The sequence below is a fragment of the Pseudomonas sp. BF-RE-25 genome (genome assembly GCF_019956105.1).
In the GTDB taxonomy this organism is placed as follows: Bacteria; Pseudomonadota; Gammaproteobacteria; order Pseudomonadales; family Pseudomonadaceae; genus Aquipseudomonas; species Aquipseudomonas migulae.
Window position 1 is genome coordinate 23,569 of record NZ_JAHBDB010000035.1, and the last position, 18,599, is coordinate 42,167.

The 18,599-nt window shown below is 57.9% G+C and carries 21 protein-coding genes; 5 read left to right on the forward strand and 16 right to left on the reverse strand.

Annotation, left to right across the window (positions count from 1 at the left end; all coding sequences use genetic code 11):
* Positions 1–3: 3 nt before the first annotated feature.
* From pheT to thrS, 6 genes are all read right to left on the reverse strand, one after another.
* Entirely contained in the window at positions 4–2,385 is a 2,382-nt protein-coding gene (gene pheT, locus KGB24_RS17390; protein WP_008023968.1) for a phenylalanine--tRNA ligase subunit beta, read from the reverse strand.
* 26 nt (positions 2,386–2,411) lie between these two features.
* Entirely contained in the window at positions 2,412–3,428 is a 1,017-nt protein-coding gene (gene pheS / locus KGB24_RS17395) for a phenylalanine--tRNA ligase subunit alpha (RefSeq protein ID WP_007905876.1), read from the reverse strand.
* 109 nt (positions 3,429–3,537) lie between these two features.
* Entirely contained in the window at positions 3,538–3,894 is a 357-nt protein-coding gene (gene rplT, locus KGB24_RS17400) for a 50S ribosomal protein L20 (RefSeq protein ID WP_007905879.1), read from the reverse strand.
* 28 nt (positions 3,895–3,922) lie between these two features.
* On the reverse strand, positions 3,923–4,117 hold the full coding sequence (rpmI, locus tag KGB24_RS17405; protein ID WP_002553160.1) for a 50S ribosomal protein L35: 195 nt from the start codon (positions 4,115–4,117) through the stop codon (positions 3,923–3,925).
* Positions 4,118–4,177: 60 nt separating this feature from the next.
* Complete coding sequence (gene infC, locus KGB24_RS17410; RefSeq protein ID WP_172435341.1) at positions 4,178–4,729, reverse strand: translation initiation factor IF-3; 552 nt, start codon at positions 4,727–4,729, stop codon at positions 4,178–4,180.
* The gene (thrS, locus tag KGB24_RS17415) at positions 4,729–6,651 is read right to left on the reverse strand and encodes a threonine--tRNA ligase (protein ID WP_008023971.1); all 1,923 of its coding nucleotides are present in this window, start codon (positions 6,649–6,651) and stop codon (positions 4,729–4,731) included. Before thrS ends, infC begins: the two co-directional genes overlap by 1 nt.
* Before the next feature lie 373 nt (positions 6,652–7,024).
* Between thrS and KGB24_RS17420 the strand changes: the two genes are divergently transcribed.
* Entirely contained in the window at positions 7,025–7,327 is a 303-nt protein-coding gene (locus KGB24_RS17420) for a hypothetical protein (RefSeq protein WP_008023973.1), read from the forward strand.
* Positions 7,328–7,619: 292 nt separating this feature from the next.
* Positions 7,620–7,832, forward strand: coding sequence for a cold-shock protein (locus tag KGB24_RS17425; RefSeq protein WP_003179963.1), 213 nt, complete (start codon positions 7,620–7,622; stop codon positions 7,830–7,832).
* A gap of 72 nt (positions 7,833–7,904) precedes the next feature.
* Here the strand turns inward: KGB24_RS17425 and KGB24_RS17430 are convergent, their stop codons facing one another.
* Positions 7,905–8,225 carry an I78 family peptidase inhibitor gene (locus KGB24_RS17430; protein WP_008023975.1) on the reverse strand — a complete coding sequence of 107 codons (321 nt, stop codon included), beginning with the start codon at positions 8,223–8,225 and terminating at the stop codon, positions 7,905–7,907.
* 165 nt (positions 8,226–8,390) lie between these two features.
* Complete coding sequence (locus tag KGB24_RS17435; protein ID WP_008023976.1) at positions 8,391–8,696, reverse strand: hypothetical protein; 306 nt, start codon at positions 8,694–8,696, stop codon at positions 8,391–8,393.
* Between the two features lie 131 nt (positions 8,697–8,827).
* Here KGB24_RS17435 and KGB24_RS17440 point away from each other — a divergent pair, with 131 nt between their 5' ends.
* Complete coding sequence (locus tag KGB24_RS17440; protein WP_008023978.1) at positions 8,828–9,040, forward strand: hypothetical protein; 213 nt, start codon at positions 8,828–8,830, stop codon at positions 9,038–9,040.
* Positions 9,041–9,071: 31 nt separating this feature from the next.
* On the opposite strand, the gene KGB24_RS17445 is transcribed toward KGB24_RS17440, so the two are convergent.
* From KGB24_RS17445 to KGB24_RS17480, 8 genes are all read right to left on the reverse strand, one after another.
* The gene (locus KGB24_RS17445; RefSeq protein ID WP_223415465.1) at positions 9,072–10,100 is read right to left on the reverse strand and encodes a nucleoside hydrolase; all 1,029 of its coding nucleotides are present in this window, start codon (positions 10,098–10,100) and stop codon (positions 9,072–9,074) included.
* A gap of 43 nt (positions 10,101–10,143) precedes the next feature.
* Positions 10,144–10,548, reverse strand: a complete 405-nt coding sequence (rbsD, locus tag KGB24_RS17450) for a D-ribose pyranase (protein WP_223415466.1) — start codon at positions 10,546–10,548, stop codon at positions 10,144–10,146.
* Positions 10,545–11,462 carry a ribokinase gene (rbsK, locus tag KGB24_RS17455; protein ID WP_223415467.1) on the reverse strand — a complete coding sequence of 306 codons (918 nt, stop codon included), beginning with the start codon at positions 11,460–11,462 and terminating at the stop codon, positions 10,545–10,547. The genes rbsD and rbsK overlap by 4 nt, the downstream gene beginning before the upstream one ends.
* A 41-nt stretch (positions 11,463–11,503) precedes the next feature.
* Positions 11,504–12,523 carry a LacI family DNA-binding transcriptional regulator gene (locus tag KGB24_RS17460; protein WP_223415468.1) on the reverse strand — a complete coding sequence of 340 codons (1,020 nt, stop codon included), beginning with the start codon at positions 12,521–12,523 and terminating at the stop codon, positions 11,504–11,506.
* 3 nt (positions 12,524–12,526) lie between these two features.
* Positions 12,527–13,504, reverse strand: coding sequence for an ABC transporter permease (locus tag KGB24_RS17465; protein ID WP_008028232.1), 978 nt, complete (start codon positions 13,502–13,504; stop codon positions 12,527–12,529).
* Positions 13,501–15,054, reverse strand: coding sequence for a sugar ABC transporter ATP-binding protein (locus KGB24_RS17470; protein ID WP_008028233.1), 1,554 nt, complete (start codon positions 15,052–15,054; stop codon positions 13,501–13,503). The genes KGB24_RS17465 and KGB24_RS17470 overlap by 4 nt, the downstream gene beginning before the upstream one ends.
* A gap of 56 nt (positions 15,055–15,110) precedes the next feature.
* Positions 15,111–16,064 (reverse strand): sugar ABC transporter substrate-binding protein, encoded by a 954-nt coding sequence (locus KGB24_RS17475; protein WP_008028234.1) that lies wholly within the window; start codon positions 16,062–16,064, stop codon positions 15,111–15,113.
* Between the two features lie 187 nt (positions 16,065–16,251).
* A complete protein-coding gene (locus KGB24_RS17480; protein ID WP_008028235.1) occupies positions 16,252–16,707 on the reverse strand; it encodes a hypothetical protein in 456 nt (151 codons plus the stop codon).
* 352 nt (positions 16,708–17,059) lie between these two features.
* Here KGB24_RS17480 and KGB24_RS17485 point away from each other — a divergent pair, with 352 nt between their 5' ends.
* Together KGB24_RS17485 and KGB24_RS17490 are read left to right on the forward strand one after the other, a co-directional pair.
* The gene (locus tag KGB24_RS17485; protein ID WP_008037575.1) at positions 17,060–18,148 is read left to right on the forward strand and encodes an asparaginase; all 1,089 of its coding nucleotides are present in this window, start codon (positions 17,060–17,062) and stop codon (positions 18,146–18,148) included.
* Positions 18,149–18,305: 157 nt separating this feature from the next.
* A complete protein-coding gene (locus KGB24_RS17490) occupies positions 18,306–18,596 on the forward strand; it encodes a DUF1654 domain-containing protein (protein ID WP_008028238.1) in 291 nt (96 codons plus the stop codon).
* The last annotated feature ends 3 nt before the right edge of the window (positions 18,597–18,599 follow it).

Genomic DNA, 18,599 nt, shown 5'->3' on the forward strand with positions numbered 1-18,599 from the left:
ACGTCACTTCCTTAACGTGGCGTTCAACCTTTGTTCGAGCGAGGTGAGGATGTTTTGCGTCGTGGTATTCACCTCATCGTCATTAAGAGTGCGCGATGGATGCTGCCAGGTCAAGCCGACTGCAAGGCTTTTTCTATCAGGATCAATACCTTTACCCTGATACACGTCAAATAGCCTGAGGTCCGTCAGCCATTCCCCTGCATTTTCACGGATTACGTCCAGTACAGCGCTGGCTGCGACGTCTTTTTCGGCGATCAGCGCAAGGTCACGACGCACTTCAGGAAAGCGCGACAACTCCTGGAATTTAGGCATTTTACCCAACGCCACTTCGGCCAGAACCAGCTCGAAAACGAAGACCGGACGATCGAGACCGAGGGTTTTCGACAATTCAGGGTGGATTGCGCCAACGAAACCTACCAAACGACCTTCGCGCTCGATGCGTGCGGTTTGACCCGGGTGCAACGCTGGGTGTTTGCCCGGCACGAACGTGAACGAATCCAGTGCACCGGCGAAGCCCAGAACCGCTTCCACGTCAGCTTTCACGTCGAAGAAATCCACGACGTCGCGGCCTTGCGCCCAGCCTTCCGGAAGACGAGTACCGCAAACGACACCCGCCAGCATCGGCTCTTGCTTCAAGCCTTCCAGCTGACCGACAAAACGCAGACCGCTTTCGAACAGACGCACGCGATCCTGTTGACGGTTCAGGTTGTGCTGAAGCGCCTTGACCAGACCAGGCCACAGGGACGAACGCATGGCCGCCATGTCGTTGGAAATCGGGTTAGCCAGCAGCAGCGGCTCGACACCCGGATTAAACAACTCGAATTGTTTCGGATCGATGAAGCTGTAGGTGATCGCTTCCTGATAACCGCGAGCCACCAGCAGGCGACGCAGTTCAGGCAGATCGCTACGCGCTTCAGCCTTGGCTTGCGGCGCCAGACGGGCTTGCGGATAGCGAACCGGCAGACGGTTGTAACCGTACAGACGGGCCAGCTCTTCGATCAGGTCGACTTCGAGGCTGATGTCGAAGCGATGGCTCGGCACTTCAACGCGCCACTGCCCTGCCCCATCGGCAGAAATCTTCAGACCCAGGCCGCTGAGCAGTCGCTCGACTTCGGCCGAATCCATTTCCATACCCAGCATCTGAGTGATGCGTTGCGCACGCAGGGTAACCGGCGCAATCGAAGGCAGGTGCTGTTCGCTGACGGTCTCGATGATCGGACCGGCTTCGCCGCCAGTGATGTCCAGCAGCAGGCCAGTGGCGCGCTCCATGGCTTCACGGGCCAGTTGCCAGTCCACGCCACGCTCGTAACGGTGCGAAGCGTCGGTGTGCAGGCCGTAGGAACGAGCCTTGCCAGCCACGGCGATCTGATCGAAGAACGCACTTTCAAGGAAAATGTCACGAGTGGTCGCGGTGTTGACGCCGCTGTGCTCGCCGCCCATTACGCCGGCGATCGCTAGGGCGCGGGTGTGGTCGGCAATCACCAGCGTATCGCTACGCAGGCTGACTTCCTGACCGTCGAGCAGCACCAGCTTCTCGCCTTCTTCGGCCATACGTACGCGGATGCCGCCATTGATTTCGGCGAGATCGAACGCGTGCAGCGGTTGACCCAGTTCCAGCATCACGTAGTTAGTGATGTCGACGGCCGCATCAATGCTGCGCACATCGGCGCGACGCAGACGCTCGACCATCCACAGCGGCGTAGGCTTGGACAGGTCGACGTTGCGGATCACTCGACCCAGGTAACGCGGGCAAGCGGCTGGTGCCAGCACCTCAACCGAACGCACTTCATCGTGCACGGCTGGAACGGTCGCCACGACCGGGCGGGTGACTTCAGCGGCGTACAACGCGCCGACTTCACGGGCCAGACCGGCCAGGGACAGGCAGTCGCCGCGGTTCGGGGTCAGGTCGACCTCGATGCTGGCGTCGTCCAGGTTCAGGTATTCACGAATGTCCTGACCAACCGGCGCATCGACCGGCAACTCCATCAGGCCATCGTTGCCTTCGCCCACTTGCAGTTCGGCTTGCGAGCACAGCATGCCGTTGGACTCAACGCCACGCAGCTTGGCTTTCTTGATTTTGAAGTCGCCCGGCAGTTCGGCACCGATCATGGCGAACGGGATCTTCAGGCCCGGACGCACGTTTGGCGCACCGCACACGACCTGAAAAGTCTCCGAGCCATTGCTGACCTGGCAAACACGCAACTTGTCAGCGTCCGGGTGCTGCTCGGTGCTCAGCACCTCGCCCACCACCACACCGCTGAATTCACCGGCGGCCGGCGTAACGCTATCGACCTCAAGACCGGCCATCGACAGACGGGCAACCAGCTCGTCGCGACTTACCTGCGGGCTTACCCAGCCACGCAGCCATTGTTCACTGAATTTCATCCTGCTCTCCTAAGAATTCGTTACGACTAGCGAAATTGCGCGAGGAACCGCAAGTCGTTGTCGAAGAACAGACGCAAGTCGTTCACGCCGTAACGCAGCATGGCCAGACGCTCAACGCCCATGCCGAAGGCAAAGCCCGAAAACTCTTCCGGGTCGATCCCGGACATGCGCAGCACGTTCGGGTGAACCATGCCGCAGCCCATCACTTCCAGCCAGCCAGTCTGTTTGCAGACACGGCAGCCTTTACCGCTGCACATCACGCATTCCATGTCGACTTCAGCGGATGGCTCGGTGAACGGGAAGTACGAAGGACGGAAACGCACGGCCAGTTCTTTTTCGAAGAACACGCGCAGGAATTCTTCGATGGTCCCTTTCAGGTCGGCGAAGTTGATATCGCGATCGACCAGCAGGCCTTCGACCTGGTGGAACATCGGCGAGTGGGTGATATCGGAGTCGCTACGGTACACACGGCCTGGGCAGACGATGCGGATCGGTGGCTGTTTCGATTCCATGGTGCGGACCTGTACCGGCGAGGTATGGGTGCGCAACAACATGTTGGCATTGAAATAGAAGGTGTCATGCATCGACCGGGCAGGGTGATGGCCTGGGATGTTGAGCGCTTCGAAGTTGTGGTAATCGTCTTCGACCTCAGGGCCTTCGGCGATGCCGTAGCCGATGTGGGTGAAGAACTGTTCGATACGTTCCAGAGTGCGAGTAACCGGATGCAGACCACCCGAGGTCTGGCCACGGCCAGGCAGGGTCACGTCAATGGACTCGGCAGACAGTTTGGCGGCCAGGTCGGCCTCTTCAAACAGTGCCTTGCGGGCATTGAGAACCTCTGTGACACGCTCCTTGGCAACGTTGATCAGGGCGCCGACTTGCGGACGCTCTTCTGCCGGCAAATTCCCCAGGGTCTTCATCACCTGAGTCAATTCACCCTTTTTGCCAAGGTAGTGAACCCGGATTTGCTCCAGGGCATTGATATCTTCAGCGCTTTGCACAGCCTCTAGTGCTTGAGAGACGAGCGCATCCAGGTTTTCCATGTACAGACTCCAGATACAAAATAGGGGAAGAGCTTGAAGGCTCTTCCCCTATTTATGACGTTTAACACCTGGCCCCACAGAGGTGAGGCCGGGTGACTGTCGGGGGTACTTAAGCCAAGGTGGCTTTAGCTTTCTCGACAATCGCAGCAAACGCCGCTTTTTCGTTCACTGCCAGATCAGCCAGAACCTTACGGTCGATCTCGATGGACGCTTTTTTCAGGCCGGCGATGAAACGGCTGTAGGACAGACCGTTGATACGTGCACCAGCGTTGATACGAGCGATCCACAGAGCGCGGAACTGACGTTTTTTCTGACGACGGTCACGGTAGGCGTATTGGCCTGCCTTGATTACCGCTTGCTTGGCAACACGGAATACGCGCGAGCGAGCGCCGTAGTAGCCTTTAGCAAGTTTCAGAATTTTTTTGTGACGTTTACGGGCAATGACGCCACGCTTTACACGAGCCATGAGTTACTTCCTCTATTCTTGACTAAAATTAACGAAGGCGCAGCATGCGCTCGACTTTTGCCACGTCAGACGGATGCAGCAAGCTGCTACCGCGCAGTTGACGCTTACGCTTGGTCGACATTTTAGTCAGGATGTGGCTCTTGAAAGCGTGCTTGTGCTTGATACCGTTAGCAGTTTTCAGAAACCGCTTAGCAGCACCACTTTTCGTTTTCATTTTTGGCATGTTCGGATACTCCGCATTCAGTTGATAAACATAATCAGAAGGCCTGCCGTGCCCTGTTGATTACTTCTTCTTTTTCGGGGCGATGACCATGATCAGCTGGCGTCCTTCCATCTTAGGATGCTGTTCGACCGAACCGTACTCGAGCAAGTCACCTTCAACTCGCTTGAGGAGTTCCATCCCCAGCTCCTGGTGGGCCATCTCACGGCCGCGGAATCGCAAGGATACCTTGGCCCTGTCCCCATCACTCAGGAAACGTACCAGGTTGCGCAGTTTTACCTGGTAATCCCCTTCCTCCGTCCCTGGACGAAACTTGATTTCTTTAACCTGAATCTGCTTCTGGTTTTTCTTGGCCGCGGCAATCTGCTTCTTCTTCTCGAAGATCGATTTGCCGTAGTCCATCAGTTTGCAAACAGGGGGTACTGCATCGGCGGAAATCTCCACCAAATCCAGCTTGGCCTCTTCAGCCTTAAGAAGCGCGTCTTCAATTGACACAATCCCAAGCTGTTCACCTTCAGCCCCAATTAACCGAACCTCGCGTGCCGAGATATTCTCGTTGATCGGGGCTTTCGGTGCAGCTCGTTTATCTTGTCTCATTTCACGCTTAATAATAATTACTCCGAATCTGGGCGACCACGCCGGGAAACCGCTTGCGCGAGAAACTCAGCGAACTGGGCGACGGGCATCGAGCCCAGGTCAGCACCTTCACGAGTACGCACAGCGACAGTCTGCATCTCGACTTCCCGATCTCCGATAACCAAGAGATAGGGAACCTTGAGCAAAGTATGCTCGCGGATTTTAAAGCCGATCTTTTCATTTCTCAAGTCAGACTTGGCACGAAATCCGCTTTCGTTGAGAGTTTTTTCAACCTCGGCGGCAAAATCGGCCTGTTTGTCAGTGATGTTCATGATCACTGCCTGGGTCGGAGCCAGCCACGCAGGGAACGCACCCTCGTAGTGCTCGATCAGGATTCCGACGAAACGTTCGAAGGATCCAAGGATCGCCCGGTGCAACATCACCGGATGCTTGCGACTGTTGTCTTCGGAGACGTATTCGGCTCCCAGACGGACAGGCAGGTTAAAATCGAGCTGCAGGGTACCACACTGCCAGACGCGACCAAGGCAATCTTTCAGCGAGAACTCGATCTTCGGACCGTAGAACGCACCCTCGCCCGGTTGCAGATCGTACGGCAGGCCAGCGCTATCAAGGGCTGCAGCCAATGCAGCTTCGGCGCGGTCCCACAACTCGTCGGAACCGACGCGTTTTTCCGGACGAGTGGACAGCTTCATCTCGACGTCTTTGAAGCCGAAGTCGGCGTAGACGTCCATGGTCAGCTTGATGAACGCAGCGGATTCGGCCTGCATCTGCTCTTCGGTGCAGAAGATGTGGGCGTCGTCCTGAGTGAACGCACGCACACGCATGATGCCGTGCAGCGCACCCGATGGCTCGTTACGGTGGCAGGCACCGAACTCGGCCAGGCGCATCGGCAACTCGCGGTAGCTTTTCAGGCCCTGGTTGAACACTTGCACGTGGCAAGGGCAGTTCATTGGCTTGATGGCGTAGTCGCGGTTTTCCGACTGAGTGGTGAACATGTTGTCGGCGTAGTTGGCCCAGTGCCCGGATTTCTCCCACAGGCTGCGGTCAACGACTTGTGGAGTCTTGATCTCCAGGTAGCCGTTGTCGCGCTGAACTTTGCGCATGTACTGCTCGAGTACCTGATACAGCGTCCAGCCGTTCGGGTGCCAGAACACCATGCCCGGCGACTCTTCCTGGGTGTGGAACAGGCCCAGGCGCTTGCCGATCTTGCGGTGATCGCGCTTTTCAGCTTCTTCGATGCGCTGGATGTAAGCCGCCAGCTGCTTCTTGTCCGCCCATGCGGTGCCGTAGACGCGCTGCAATTGCTCGTTCTTGGCATCGCCACGCCAGTAGGCGCCGGACAACTTGGTCAGCTTGAAGGATTTCAGGAAGCGGGTGTTCGGCACGTGCGGACCGCGGCACATGTCGACGTATTCTTCGTGATAGTACAGGCCCATGGCCTGTTCGTTCGGCATGTCCTCGACCAGGCGCAGCTTGTAGTCTTCGCCACGGGCCTTGAACACTTCGATCACTTCGGCGCGCGGAGTGACTTTCTTGATCACGTCGTAATCTTTCTCGATCAGCTGTTGCATGCGCTGTTCGATGGCGGCCAGGTCGTCCGGAGTGAAAGGACGCTCGAAGGCGATGTCGTAATAGAAGCCTTCGTCGATGACCGGGCCGATGACCATTTTGGCGGTCGGATACAGCTGCTTGACCGCATGGCCAACCAGGTGGGCGCAAGAGTGGCGAATGATCTCCAGCCCCTCTTCATCCTTAGGCGTAATGATTTGCAGCGTAGCGTCGGCGCTGATGATGTCGCTGGCGTCGACCAGCTTGCCATCGACCTTGCCGGCCACGGTGGCCTTGGCCAGACCTGCACCAATGGATGCGGCGACCTCGGCTACGGAAACCGGGTGATCGAATGAACGTTGACTGCCGTCGGGAAGAGTAATAGTTGGCATGGCGCCTCCTCTCCTAGTGGTGACCCCTACCAAAGGTCACGTGGGTTGGGATGAGCCAGTACAAGATCCGGTCCAGGCCATTCAATGACGAACGCCTGCCTTACAGCGGCAGGAGCCTTGCGGCCAACCGGAAAACCGAACCAGAGTGACTGGGATTCAAATCAGGGTTATTCGAACATCTGCCGCCACCGTGACTGAAGGTCTGCGGAGCTTGCAAATACCCGAGCGAGGCATGCTAGCACAGATGAACGGTCGTCGCGGTGCCGAGGTTTTCTGCTGGGGCAAATCAGTCCTTTTTATGCCAGAGTGCTGAACTTGAACCCCGCTTTACCCCTCAGATAACAAGACATTGACCCACAAGGAGCATCCCAGCATGCGTCTGAATCGTTTGTTCGCAGTAGTCGCCCCCATCGTCCTGTTGCTGCCGTTGGCCGCCCATGCCGATTGGCCGAAGGGCGAGCGCGAGAAATACATGGCTCAGTGCACTCAAGCGGCAACCCCTCAGATCGGCGCGGCTGCTGCAAAAGCCCACTGCGCTTGTGGCGCCGACGCAATCAAATCATACCCGGCCAAGGACCTTCAGTCCTTGATGGACAACCAAGCCAGTGACGCCCTGAAACAACAGGCCCTGACCCAGATTTCCAAATGCAAGGCCAGTAATCCGCCGAAAAAATAAGCCCTGCATGGCGTCAAAAAAGGGTTTGGCGCCGGCAAAAGGCATCTGAAAACCGCCTTTTTCGACAATTTATGCAGGTTTTACAGCTTTTTTTATCGTCTTTACTTTCGGCTGAAAGCCTTTTAAATCGGGGCTTTCAGCCACATCAGGCAACAAAGAAAGCGCGACTGCAGGGCAAACAGCACGTCCGGGGGGCTCCCAAAGCGAACATTTCGACTATGATACTCCGGTGTGCCCAGTTGGCCTGAGCAGCACAGTACTACTGAAAATATATGTTTCTTGGAGATACACCATGTCTAATCGCCAAACCGGCACCGTTAAATGGTTCAACGATGAAAAAGGCTTCGGCTTCATCACTCCTCAAGGTGGCGGTGACGACCTGTTCGTACACTTCAAAGCTATCGAAAGCGACGGTTTCAAAAGCCTGAAAGAAGGCCAGACTGTTTCCTTCGTGGCTGAGAAAGGCCAAAAGGGTATGCAAGCTGCTCAAGTTCGCCCAGAGTAATTTCTTGGCGCACTAAAAAAACCCCGTCCATGTGACGGGGTTTTTTATGGATGAAGCAAAAGCCGGACGCTATCAGCCGCAGTTGATGCGCGTGATCACCAGGTTGGCATCGGTGTTCAGGTTCAAGCGGTCGGAGCGGTACTCCAGCGTCACCATATCGTCAGGCTTGAGGATACGGGCATTCTGCGCGCCTGCGCGAACACGCGCCTGTTCCAGCAGCGCGAGCGAAGCCTTTTTGCCAATGGTGAATTCGGCAGCCTTTGCTTCGCAACGACTGTGGCCGGTATCCGTCGTCGTGACAGGGTCTGTTGCCGATTCGGTAGACGTGCTGCTGCAACCTGCCAGCAGGCTAGCGGCCAACAAAGTACCCAATGACGCGAGCTTCCAAGGCATGAAGCCTCCTTTTTTCAATAGTTAAGCTGAGATCGTGCGACCGCCAATCTGGCGTTTGGTTTCACAGGCAGCGCCAGCGCCCTGCCCTCGACCCGGACAAGCGGCGAGTTTGCCTGAGCACTCCCGGTCATTCATCCCGCAATCGTGACTGAATATGACCTGCGCTCAATAAATATCGATGTAATCGAATGGTGGTGATGGCCAGTTCTCTTTCAGCGCATTGAAGATCTGCATGACCCACACCTCGTCACTGGCCGCGACCAATCCCACATACCCCGAGCCCTTGGCCCACGTCTCCAGACGAAACAGCAGCCCGCCGATGTCAGTGCCGCCCACGACACCCGATGAAATGTAAGCGATGCCGCCCTTGGTCACCCGCAATTGGGTGTGCTCATCATCACTGGCAGAGGCCAGCAGCTGGCGCACTGCCTCAAGGGTCAAGCCGTCAGGAGAGTTCAAATCAATCTGCACAGCACGGTCCTTGAAAAATCATCAAAAACCAAGTGTCGCATAGCCTTTCCCTCATGCCTAAGTCGGAGTGCCAAACACTCTGCAAAATGCTTAACTCACCCCCAGACTTTCCCGAATTCACGAGCGCCAACATGACCACCGTAAGCATCGACGCCGACATCAAAGCCAAGTGGCCACAAGGCCATAGCTCTTACAGCCCAGGCAGTCCGGAAGAGCTGGCAATCATTGGTATCGATCTATTGGTCAAGGAACTGGGGACTGAAGCGGCGCAAACCTTCATCGCACAGGTATTCGAGAAGTACCCGGCCGACTACAAGGGCGCTGAATACAACGAAAGGGAGTAACCCCGCAGGCTGGCACCTGCGGGTGTACAACTTACTTCAGACGAGCCAGACGCTGGGTCAGCAGGTCGAAGAAACCCTGAGCATTGCCACTCTCAACCCAGAACGCGTTTTTCGGCGCTTTCAGACCGTCATACCAGTCGACGATGGTTTGACCGAAGGTCGGGCCTTCGCGGCTATCAACCACCACATTGACCGAACGACCGGTGAACAGCTCCGGCTTGAGCAGGTAGGCAATGACCGTCGCGTCATGCACCGGGCCACCCGGAAGACCGTAGTGCTCCATGTCGCCTTTGACGTACTCGTTGAGAATATCGCCCACCAACTTGCTGGCGTTATTGTTCAGTGCGGCGATCTGCTTCAGACGCGCTTCGCTGGTAAGGATCTTGTGGGTCACGTCCAATGGCAGATAGGTCAGTTTGACGCCGCTTTTCAGCACCACTTCAGCAGCCTGCGGGTCGGCGAACAGGTTGAACTCGGCCACCGGGGTAATGTTGCCACCGTTGAAGTGAGCACCACCCATGATCACCACTTCCTTGATGCCCTGAACGATTTCAGGCTCCTGGATCAGCGCCAGCGCCAGGTTGGTCTGTGGACCGAGCATAGCGATGGTGATGCTGTGGGGTTTGGCGGTTTTCAAGGTGTCGATCAGGTAATTGACTGCATTACCCTTTGCCAAACCTTGCTTCGGCTCATGCACGGCGACGCCCGACAGGCCTTCTTTACCATGAATGTTCTCGGCATAAATCGGCGTACGCATCAGCGGTTTCGGCGCACCGGCATAAACCGGCACCTCCTCGCGCCCCGCCCATTCGCGGGCCAGCCGCGCATTACGCGAGGTCTTGTCCAGACGCACGTTGCCGGCGACGGTGGTCAACGCGCGGATGTTCAGTTCTTCTGGTGATGCCAGCGCAAACAGCAAAGCGACCACGTCGTCGGCACCCGGGTCGGTGTCGATGATCAAGTCGATCTTTTCCGCCGCCTGGGCGCTTGTTGCGGTAATAAGGGACAAAAGCAGCAGACTCCGGAGCAGATGGTGCAGTTTCTGAGCATAGCGGTACATAGCGCACTCCTTGTGCGTGGAAAAGCAGACAGACGAAAACGAATCAGAACGTGACCCCGGCCACCAGTACGACGTTGCAGTACGGCTGACATTCGCCTGTACGAACAATCGCCCGCGCCTGTCGGCTCAGGACTTTGAATTGCTCATGACTGAGCAGCTCACGCCGACCCAGCGCACCTTCGGCATTCAGCTCATCCAGCGTCACCAGCGCCGACGGCTGCTTGTCCAGAATTTCCTGGGCCAACACGTGGCTTTCGACCTGCATTTCGCTGAGCACAACCTTCAACGTGCTGATGAAATCCGGAACGCCGTGGGTCAAGGCCAGGTCGATCAGCTCGACACCCGGCGGAACCGGCAGGCCGGCATCGCCAATCACGACCATGTCGCCATGTCCCAGGGAAGCGATCAGTCGCGACAGCGCGATGTTGAGCAACGGTGTTTTTTTCATGGTGCTTTAAAGGCCTGTACGTCGGACAAAGTGGGGATCGAGGGTTGCGCGCCGGCACGGGTCACTGACAGCGCCGCAGCGACCTGGCCGAAACGGATCGCTTGCGCCTCGTTTTTACCGGCGGCCAGTGCGGCAGCAAAACCGCCGACAAAGGTATCGCCCGCCGCCGTGGTATCGACCGCCTTTACCTTCGGCGCAGGAAAGTGTTCGAAGCTGTTGCCATTGGCAAACAGCGAGCCTTGGGCACCGAGGGTGATGATCACCTTGCCGGCCCCCATGGCGATCAATCGGGTCGCCGCGACTTCGGCGGTTTCCAGTGAATCCACCGGCAAACCGCTAAGGGCCGAGGCTTCGCTCTCGTTAGGGATCAGATAGTCGATGGCCGCATACCAGTCTGCCGGTAACGGTCGGCTGGCGGGCGCCGGGTTGAGAATCACGGTTTTCCCCAGTTCACGACCGCGCTTGAGCGCATGACCGACCGTGGCATCCGGCACTTCAAGCTGACAGATGATCACATCCGCCGCCTGCAACACCGTATCGAAGCGGTCAATCACTGCCGGCGTCAGTGCACCGTTGGCACCGGCGACAATCACGATCGCGTTCTGGCTGTTGTCATCGACCACGATCAACGCCACACCGCTGGCACCATCAACGGTGCTGACCGCCTGACAATCGATACGGTCAGCCAACAGCGCTCCGCGCAGTTCCAAGCCATAGGCATCGCTGCCCACGCAACCGACCATCGACACCTGCGCACCCAGTCGCGCCGCAGCAACCGCCTGATTCGCACCCTTGCCACCGGAGACCGTGGCAAACGACTCACCAATCAGCGTTTCACCGCCACGGGGCAACCGTGACGCGCGGGTCACCAGGTCCATGTTCAGGCTGCCTATCACCACTACTTTTGCTGGCATACATCACTACTCATAAATGCAATTTCAACGGTGCTTTCTGTTTAACGGAAATGGGCAAACACACCGGCCAGCGGCGCAGTCGATTCGCGCAGGACAATACTGGGCGTCACGATCCGTTGATCGGTGGCAATGGCCGGTGTGGCGATCCTGCGCAACAGCACTTCGGCCGCCATCTCGCCGAGCTGCAGGATCGACTGGCCCACGGTGGTCAGCGCCGGATAGACATAACGGCTCATCTGGATATCGTCGAAGCCAATCACCGACAGTTCGCTCGGCACACGAATATTGCGCTCGGCGGCGGCGCGCAACACGCCGATGCCGATCATGTCGTTACCGGCGAAGATGGCGCTGGGCGGATTGTTTTCCAGGAGGATCGCAGCCGCGCTGTAACCGCCGGTACTGGTGAAGTCGCTTTCCAGTATGCGTTCGTGAGGCACTTCGACGCCCGCCTCTTTCAAGGCGCGGCAATAACCTGCCAGACGCATTTGCGCGACGCTGGTACTGGCCGGCCCGCCAATGGTGGCGATATCCCGATGCCCCAACTCCAGAAGATGGCGGGTCGCCAGATAAGCGCCGTACTCGTGATCGATGCGCACCAGGTCCGCATCAACCCCTTCCAGCCCTCGGTCGACGATCACCATCGGCGTGCGCACGCCCGCCAGACCTTCTGCCAGCACCGCGTCCCCACCGGCCGATGCCACGATCAGTCCGTCAATGCGTTTTTCCAGCAACACGCGCAGGTAGCTGCGTTGCTTGTCGGGGTTGTCATCGGAGTTGCAGAGGATCACGCAATAGCCATTACGCTCGCAGTAATCCTCGATGCCGCGCGCCAGCTCGGCGAAGTATGGGTTGAGGCTGTTGGGCACCAGTAGACCGATGGTCGCGGTGGTCTTGGCTTTTAATGAGCGGGCCACGGCACTGGGCACGTAGTCGAGACTTTTGATTGCCGCTTCGACCTTGATCCGCACTTCTTCGCTGACGGGCCGGGTCTTGTTCACCACATGGGAAACCGTGGTGTAGGAAATCCCCGCGAGCGCTGCCACATCCTTGATTGTTGCCATGACTCAGGTCCGCCGGCTTGCGCGCTGACTGCGATAGGTATCAAGCACCACCGCCACCACGATGACCGCGCCGGTGATGATGCGTTTGGTCGGCTCGGTTGCACCGATCTGCGCCAGACCGGCCGCCAGTACCGAGATGATCAACACCCCGAAAAACGTGCTGATGACCGAACCGCGCCCGCCCATCAGGCTGGTACCGCCAATCACCACCGCGGCGATCACTTGCAGTTCCAGGCCGGAGCCGGCATTCGGGTCCGCCGCCTCCAGGCGGGAAATCTGGAACAGCGCGGCGATACCGGCCAGCAGCCCCATCAGACTGAACACCAGAATCTTGTAGGGTTTCGGATTGATCCCTGCCAGACGCACGGCTTCTTCGTTGGTGCCGATGCCGATCAGATAGCGACCGAACACCGTGCGAGTCAACACGGCCTGGGCAATGAAGATGATGAGCAAAGCAATGATGAACGACGGCGAAATGCCGAAGGCGATCGGGTTGGACAGCCAGGCAAAGGCATCACCGATATAGGCGGTGCGCGAGCCGGTCATCTGATACGCCACACCACGCGCCATTTCCAGCACGCCGAGGGAGACGATGAACGAAGGAATCCGCCACGCCACGGTGATCGAACCGGTGATCGTCCCCGCCAATGCGGCGGCCGCCATACCGAGCAATGCTGCCGGCAATACGCTCCAGCCCCAGCCGAGAATCGCCACGCTGACCGTCGACGCCGCGAGTGCCAGCACCGAGCCCACCGACAGGTCGATGCCGCCGATGATCAACACAAACGTCATGCCGACCGCCAGCACCATCAAGTCCGGAATCTGGTTGGCCAGGGTGCTGAACGTGTCGTAAGACAGAAAATGGCTGCTCAGGACCGAGAACAGCGCGACCATCGCCAGCAAGGCACCGGCCAGGCCCAGATAGGTGCCGAGGCCGTAAAAATTGCCACTACGTTTACCGGCAGATGTTGCAGTTTTCATGGAAGATCCCTAGGCGCTGCTTCGTTGAGCAGCGCATCACGTTTTTGATAGCCGGCAAAAGCAGCGGCAAGCAAGTCATCCTGGGTCCAGCTGTCGCGCTCGAATGTCTCGATCAGGCGCCCCGCCGACAGCACGCCGATGCGGTCGCAAATCAGCATCAGTTCGCGCAGGTCGCTGGACACCACCACCAGCGCCTTGCCCTGACGAGTCAGCTCACCGAGCAGTGCATAAATGTCGAATTTGGCGCCGACGTCGATGCCGCGAGTCGGCTCATCGAACAGCAACACCGAACAATCGCGCTCCAGCCAACGGCCGATCACGACTTTCTGCTGATTGCCGCCGGACAGCTCCGAGACCAACTGCGTCGGGCTGGAACTGCGGATGCGCATGGCGTCGATCTGACGCTGAGCCAACGACATCTCGTCACCGTTGTTGACGAAACCGCCGCGGGAAATCTCCGGCATGTTACCCAGAGCAATATTCGCGCTGATCGATTGCGTCAGCAGCAAGCCCTCGCCCTTGCGGTCTTCGGTGATCAGGGCAATGCCGTGACCGACCGCGTCCGCCGGCGAACGAATACTCACGACCTGTGCCGGCGACCCCAGCGCAACCGTGCCGCTGTCCGCGGTATCGGCGCCGAAGATCAGGCGTAGCAACTCGGTGCGCCCTGCCCCGATCAAACCGGAAATCCCGTAGATCTCGCCGGCGCGCACTTCAAAGGAGACGTCGCGCACTTTGTCGGAGCGGGTCAGCCCCTTGACCGTCAACGCCGGCGCGCCGATGTTGCGCGGGCCCATGTCGATGTGTTCACCGAGCTCACGGCCAACCATCAAGGTCACCAATTGCTCACTGTTGTAGTTGGCCATCGGCTCGACACAAACCAGATTGCCGTCGCGCAACACCGCAATGCGCTGAGCCACCCGCGCCAGCTCTTCGAGGCGATGGGAGATATAAATGATCGACACGCCACGAGCTTGCAGGCGCGTGATTTGCTCGAACAGCATTTCGACTTCACGGGCCGTCAGCATCGCGGTCGGTTCGTCGAGGATCAGCACATGACAATCGCCGATCAGGTTGCGGGCGATCTCGACCATTTGCTGGTGACCGATGCCCAGTTCGCCGACGAGGGTGTCCGGATCGATCGCATCGAGCCCGACCTGAGCCATGGCTTCGATCGCGGCCTTGCGCAATTGCTTGCGGCTGATCCAGCCGCCGTTGCTGGGCAGGTTATCGAGAAACAGGTTTTCCGCCACCGACAGGGTCGGCAACAGATTGAGTTCCTGCATGACCATGCGAATGCCCAGGTCTTCAGCCTGGGTACGGCTGCCGGGGCGGTAATCCTGCCCCTGGAATTGCATCTGGCCAGTGGTCGGCGTGACCAATCCACCAATGATCTTCGACAGCGTGCTTTTGCCGGCGCCGTTCTCGCCGGTCAGCGCCAACACTTCGCCGCGCATCAGCGTCAGGTCGATACCGGTGAGGACAGGCTGCGCGTAGGTCTTGCCGATACCGCTGACCGAGAGGACAGCGTTCGGAGCGCAAACAGACATAAAAACTCTCCATGCGCTCGCCCGGACGGGCGAGCACCGTTGTGTCGCCAGTAGGACTACTTGGTAACCAGCTCTACCGGAGTTTCGATTACGCCGTTGGTGCCGCTGTCGACTTTCTCACCCTTGACGATCTTCAGCGCCGTCTCGATGCCGAACACGGCTTGCCTGGCAGCGAACTGGTCAGCGGTGGCCAGGACACGGCCATCCTTGAGCATCGGTTTGATGGCGTTGATGTTGTCGTAGCCGACCACTTGCACTTTGCCGGCCTTGCCCGCGGCACGCACGGCAGACACTGCGCCGACAGCCATGCTGTCGTTGCCGGCCAGCAGGGCTTTGACTTGCGGGTATTCGCTGAGGATAGACGCGGCGACCTTGTTGCCTTTATCGATTTCCCAATCACCGGATTGCAGGGACACGACCTTGATCTGCGCCGCTTCCATCGCATCCTTGAAACCTGCAGTGCGAGCCTGGGCGTTGGTGGTGGTGGACACACCTTCGATGATGCCGACTTCGTCACCGGCCTTCAGCTGCTTGGCCAGGTACTCACCCACCAGACGCGCACCCTTGCGGTTGTCCGGGCCTACGAACGGAACATTGATGTTTTTGCTTTTGACGACCGCTGGGTCCAGCTGGTTGTCGATGTTGACCACGGTGATACCGGCATCGATGGCTTTCTTGATCACCGGGACCATGGCCTTCGAGTCAGCAGGCGCGATCACCAGTGCATTGACCTTGGCCAGAATCATTTGCTCGACGATACGTGTCTGGCCCGCAGTGTCCGTTTCGTCCTTGATGCCGTTGGAGATCAGGTCGAAATCGGCGGAGTGATCTTTCTGGTAGGCCTTGGCGCCGTCTTCCATGGTCAGGAAGAATTCGTTGGCCAGGGATTTCATGACCAGTGCGACTTTGGGTTTTTCAGTGTCGGCGAAGGCCGAGGAGACAGGCAACGCGGCGGATGCGGCAGCCAGCATAGCGACAGCGAGAAGACGTCCAGCGAATGGCAGCTTCATGGGTTCACTCCGATCTTATGATTATTCTTGAGCAACGCTTGCGCTGGCGTATGTTTCACCGCGTTTGCCGATGGAACAGGCCATCGGCAGTGCCGCGCAAACGTTTGCGTAGACCGAACTATGCGAATCCTGCCGATATTTGTCAACGACCGAAAAGCACGCTTTGTGCTTCCGGTAACAGAACCGGTTATGCCGTAGTGCTGATCACACTACCCGCGCTGGAGCCCTTGGCCAGTTCCTTGACCAGATTACCTGTGACCTCCGACAGCGCCCCGCTGGTGTTGGCAATTTGCCCCTGAATCGACATGACGACAGCCGTTTTGGCTTCCGGCGTCGTATAAGGCGCCGCTTGAGCCGCCGCCAATTGTTGCTGCTGTTCTCGCAGTTGCTGCTGCAGTTCCTGCATACGTTTGAGCAACATCTTCACCGCGACGCTTTGGTCACCGCCGCTGTCACTGTCCGTTTTCGTTTCGTTTGCCGCGCCGCCACCGGTCCGGACCTTGGTTGCGCCACCCTCCTCCTCGGTACCCAACGCCAGTGTCGAAGCCTCGGAAGTTGATTCGCTCAAGGCGTTGATCGTTGCGGTGGATTTGCCACCGATAGTGATTGCGCCTGCATTGGGAAAGCCGATCGAAAACGACATGTGAACTCCTGAATAAAAAGATCCTTCAGAGAGGCATCGACCTGCGCGCGGGTTTCTTTAGCAATGATTTGCCGTCTGGCAAGAAGACCTGCTCAACAGAAGTCGTAGCCCTTTTCGGAGAGCCGAACGCAAATAACAAACATATTCGGAAAACCGGACAACAGGACGTTTAAACCTCGTTCAACACAGTCCGAATAATTGATACAAATCATTGGGTTAAAGCTATTTTTCATTTCCAGACATGACTGGTACAGATCCTGCTCCCTCTCATTCACCCCAGACATTCAGATCTGTCCGGGGCGCATCTAGATGAACCTGCATCCGCACCGTCTCACTACTAGAGAGAAAAATAATGACATCTGCTTTCAAGACTTTTGTTCCGGGCGCCTTGGCCCTCCTGCTACTCCTTCCGACAGCCCTTCAGGCGAAAGAAGTCGAAACCAAACAGAAACTGGCGAACGTGGTGATCTTGGCCACCGGCGGCACCATTGCCGGCGCGGGCGCCAGCGCCGCCAACAGCGCGACGTATCAAGCGGCGAAAGTCGGCATCGAACAGTTGATCGCCGGCGTTCCGGAACTGAGCCAATTGGCCAATGTTCGCGGCGAACAGGTCATGCAGATCGCCTCCGAAAGCATTACCAACGACAACCTGCTGCAATTGGGTCGTCGCGTGGCCGAACTGGCTGACAGCAAAGACGTCGATGGCATCGTCATCACCCACGGCACCGACACCCTGGAAGAAACTGCCTACTTCCTGAACCTGGTGGAAAAAACCGACAAGCCGATCATCGTCGTGGGCTCTATGCGCCCAGGCACCGCGATGTCCGCAGACGGCATGCTGAACCTGTACAACGCCGTGGCCGTAGCCGGCAGCAAAGACGCGCGCGGCAAAGGCGTACTGGTGACCATGAACGATGAAATCCAGTCGGGTCGCGACGTCAGCAAGATGATCAACATCAAGACCGAGGCGTTTAAAAGTGCCTGGGGTCCTCTCGGCATGGTGGTCGAAGGCAAATCCTACTGGTTCCGCCTGCCGGCCAAGCGTCACACCATGGACTCGGAGTTCGACATCAAGAACATCAAGAGCCTGCCTGACGTCGAAATCGCCTATTCCTACGGCAACGTGAGTGATACCGCCTACAAAGCGCTGGCTCAATCCGGCGCCAAAGCCATCATCCACGCGGGCACCGGCAACGGTTCGGTGTCTTCGCGCGTGGTTCCAGCCCTGCAAGCCCTGCGCAAGGATGGCGTGCAAATCATTCGTTCCTCCCACGTCAACGCCGGTGGCTTCGTATTGCGTAACGCCGAACAGCCTGACGACAAGTACGACTGGGTTGTGGCCCATGACCTGAACCCACAGAAGGCCCGCATCCTGGCCATGGTCGCGCTGACCAAGACCAATGACAGCAAAGAGCTGCAACGGATGTTCTGGGAATACTGATTCGCCCTCGCCCGACCTGTTCCGGTCGGGCACCGCTTTCACCACTCGTCCACTGCGGCGAGTGGCCTCCTATCTGATAAAAAAATCTCCTTCGTCCTACACCAATCGGGAAAAACTGCTGTCAGAGGATTTTCTTGAATTTTAAGCAGTTGCGAAAATGCCTACAGTTAAATACTGTATGCACGTACAGCTTAATAAGGACAATTCCGTGGCCACCACCTCTGCCTCTCCTGACACCTATGTACGCATGGGTATGCGCGTTCAGAAAATCATCAACTCCCCCACCGCCCAGAAAGCCAAGGCGGCCCTGATCTTCCGACTTCCGGACGAGCCAGTGGATGAGTGGGAGCAATTACTCGAAGAAATCGACGAAAACGACAACGTCACCCTCGCCTACCGCGACGATGGCGGTGTGCAGATTTTCTGGGTTGTGCCGAAGGAAGATTGAGTC

What these genes read in the sequence shown, in the direction of transcription:
- pheT (WP_008023968.1), bottom strand. Translation starts at nt 2,385, where the DNA reads ATGAAATTCAGTGAACAATGGCTGCGTGGCTGGGTAAGCCCGCAGGTA.
- pheS (WP_007905876.1), bottom strand. Translation starts at nt 3,428, where the DNA reads ATGGAAAACCTGGATGCGCTCGTCTCTCAAGCACTAGAGGCTGTGCAA.
- rplT (WP_007905879.1), bottom strand. Translation starts at nt 3,894, where the DNA reads ATGGCTCGTGTAAAGCGTGGCGTCATTGCCCGTAAACGTCACAAAAAA.
- rpmI (WP_002553160.1), bottom strand. Translation starts at nt 4,117, where the DNA reads ATGCCAAAAATGAAAACGAAAAGTGGTGCTGCTAAGCGGTTTCTGAAA.
- thrS (WP_008023971.1), bottom strand. Translation starts at nt 6,651, where the DNA reads ATGCCAACTATTACTCTTCCCGACGGCAGTCAACGTTCATTCGATCAC.
- KGB24_RS17420 (WP_008023973.1), top strand. Translation starts at nt 7,025, where the DNA reads ATGCGTCTGAATCGTTTGTTCGCAGTAGTCGCCCCCATCGTCCTGTTG.
- KGB24_RS17425 (WP_003179963.1), top strand. Translation starts at nt 7,620, where the DNA reads ATGTCTAATCGCCAAACCGGCACCGTTAAATGGTTCAACGATGAAAAA.
- KGB24_RS17430 (WP_008023975.1), bottom strand. Translation starts at nt 8,225, where the DNA reads ATGCCTTGGAAGCTCGCGTCATTGGGTACTTTGTTGGCCGCTAGCCTG.
- KGB24_RS17440 (WP_008023978.1), top strand. Translation starts at nt 8,828, where the DNA reads ATGACCACCGTAAGCATCGACGCCGACATCAAAGCCAAGTGGCCACAA.
- KGB24_RS17445 (WP_223415465.1), bottom strand. Translation starts at nt 10,100, where the DNA reads ATGTACCGCTATGCTCAGAAACTGCACCATCTGCTCCGGAGTCTGCTG.
- rbsD (WP_223415466.1), bottom strand. Translation starts at nt 10,548, where the DNA reads ATGAAAAAAACACCGTTGCTCAACATCGCGCTGTCGCGACTGATCGCT.
- rbsK (WP_223415467.1), bottom strand. Translation starts at nt 11,462, where the DNA reads ATGCCAGCAAAAGTAGTGGTGATAGGCAGCCTGAACATGGACCTGGTG.
- KGB24_RS17460 (WP_223415468.1), bottom strand. Translation starts at nt 12,523, where the DNA reads ATGGCAACAATCAAGGATGTGGCAGCGCTCGCGGGGATTTCCTACACC.
- KGB24_RS17465 (WP_008028232.1), bottom strand. Translation starts at nt 13,504, where the DNA reads ATGAAAACTGCAACATCTGCCGGTAAACGTAGTGGCAATTTTTACGGC.
- KGB24_RS17470 (WP_008028233.1), bottom strand. Translation starts at nt 15,054, where the DNA reads ATGTCTGTTTGCGCTCCGAACGCTGTCCTCTCGGTCAGCGGTATCGGC.
- KGB24_RS17475 (WP_008028234.1), bottom strand. Translation starts at nt 16,064, where the DNA reads ATGAAGCTGCCATTCGCTGGACGTCTTCTCGCTGTCGCTATGCTGGCT.
- KGB24_RS17480 (WP_008028235.1), bottom strand. Translation starts at nt 16,707, where the DNA reads ATGTCGTTTTCGATCGGCTTTCCCAATGCAGGCGCAATCACTATCGGT.
- KGB24_RS17485 (WP_008037575.1), top strand. Translation starts at nt 17,060, where the DNA reads ATGACATCTGCTTTCAAGACTTTTGTTCCGGGCGCCTTGGCCCTCCTG.
- KGB24_RS17490 (WP_008028238.1), top strand. Translation starts at nt 18,306, where the DNA reads ATGCCTACAGTTAAATACTGTATGCACGTACAGCTTAATAAGGACAAT.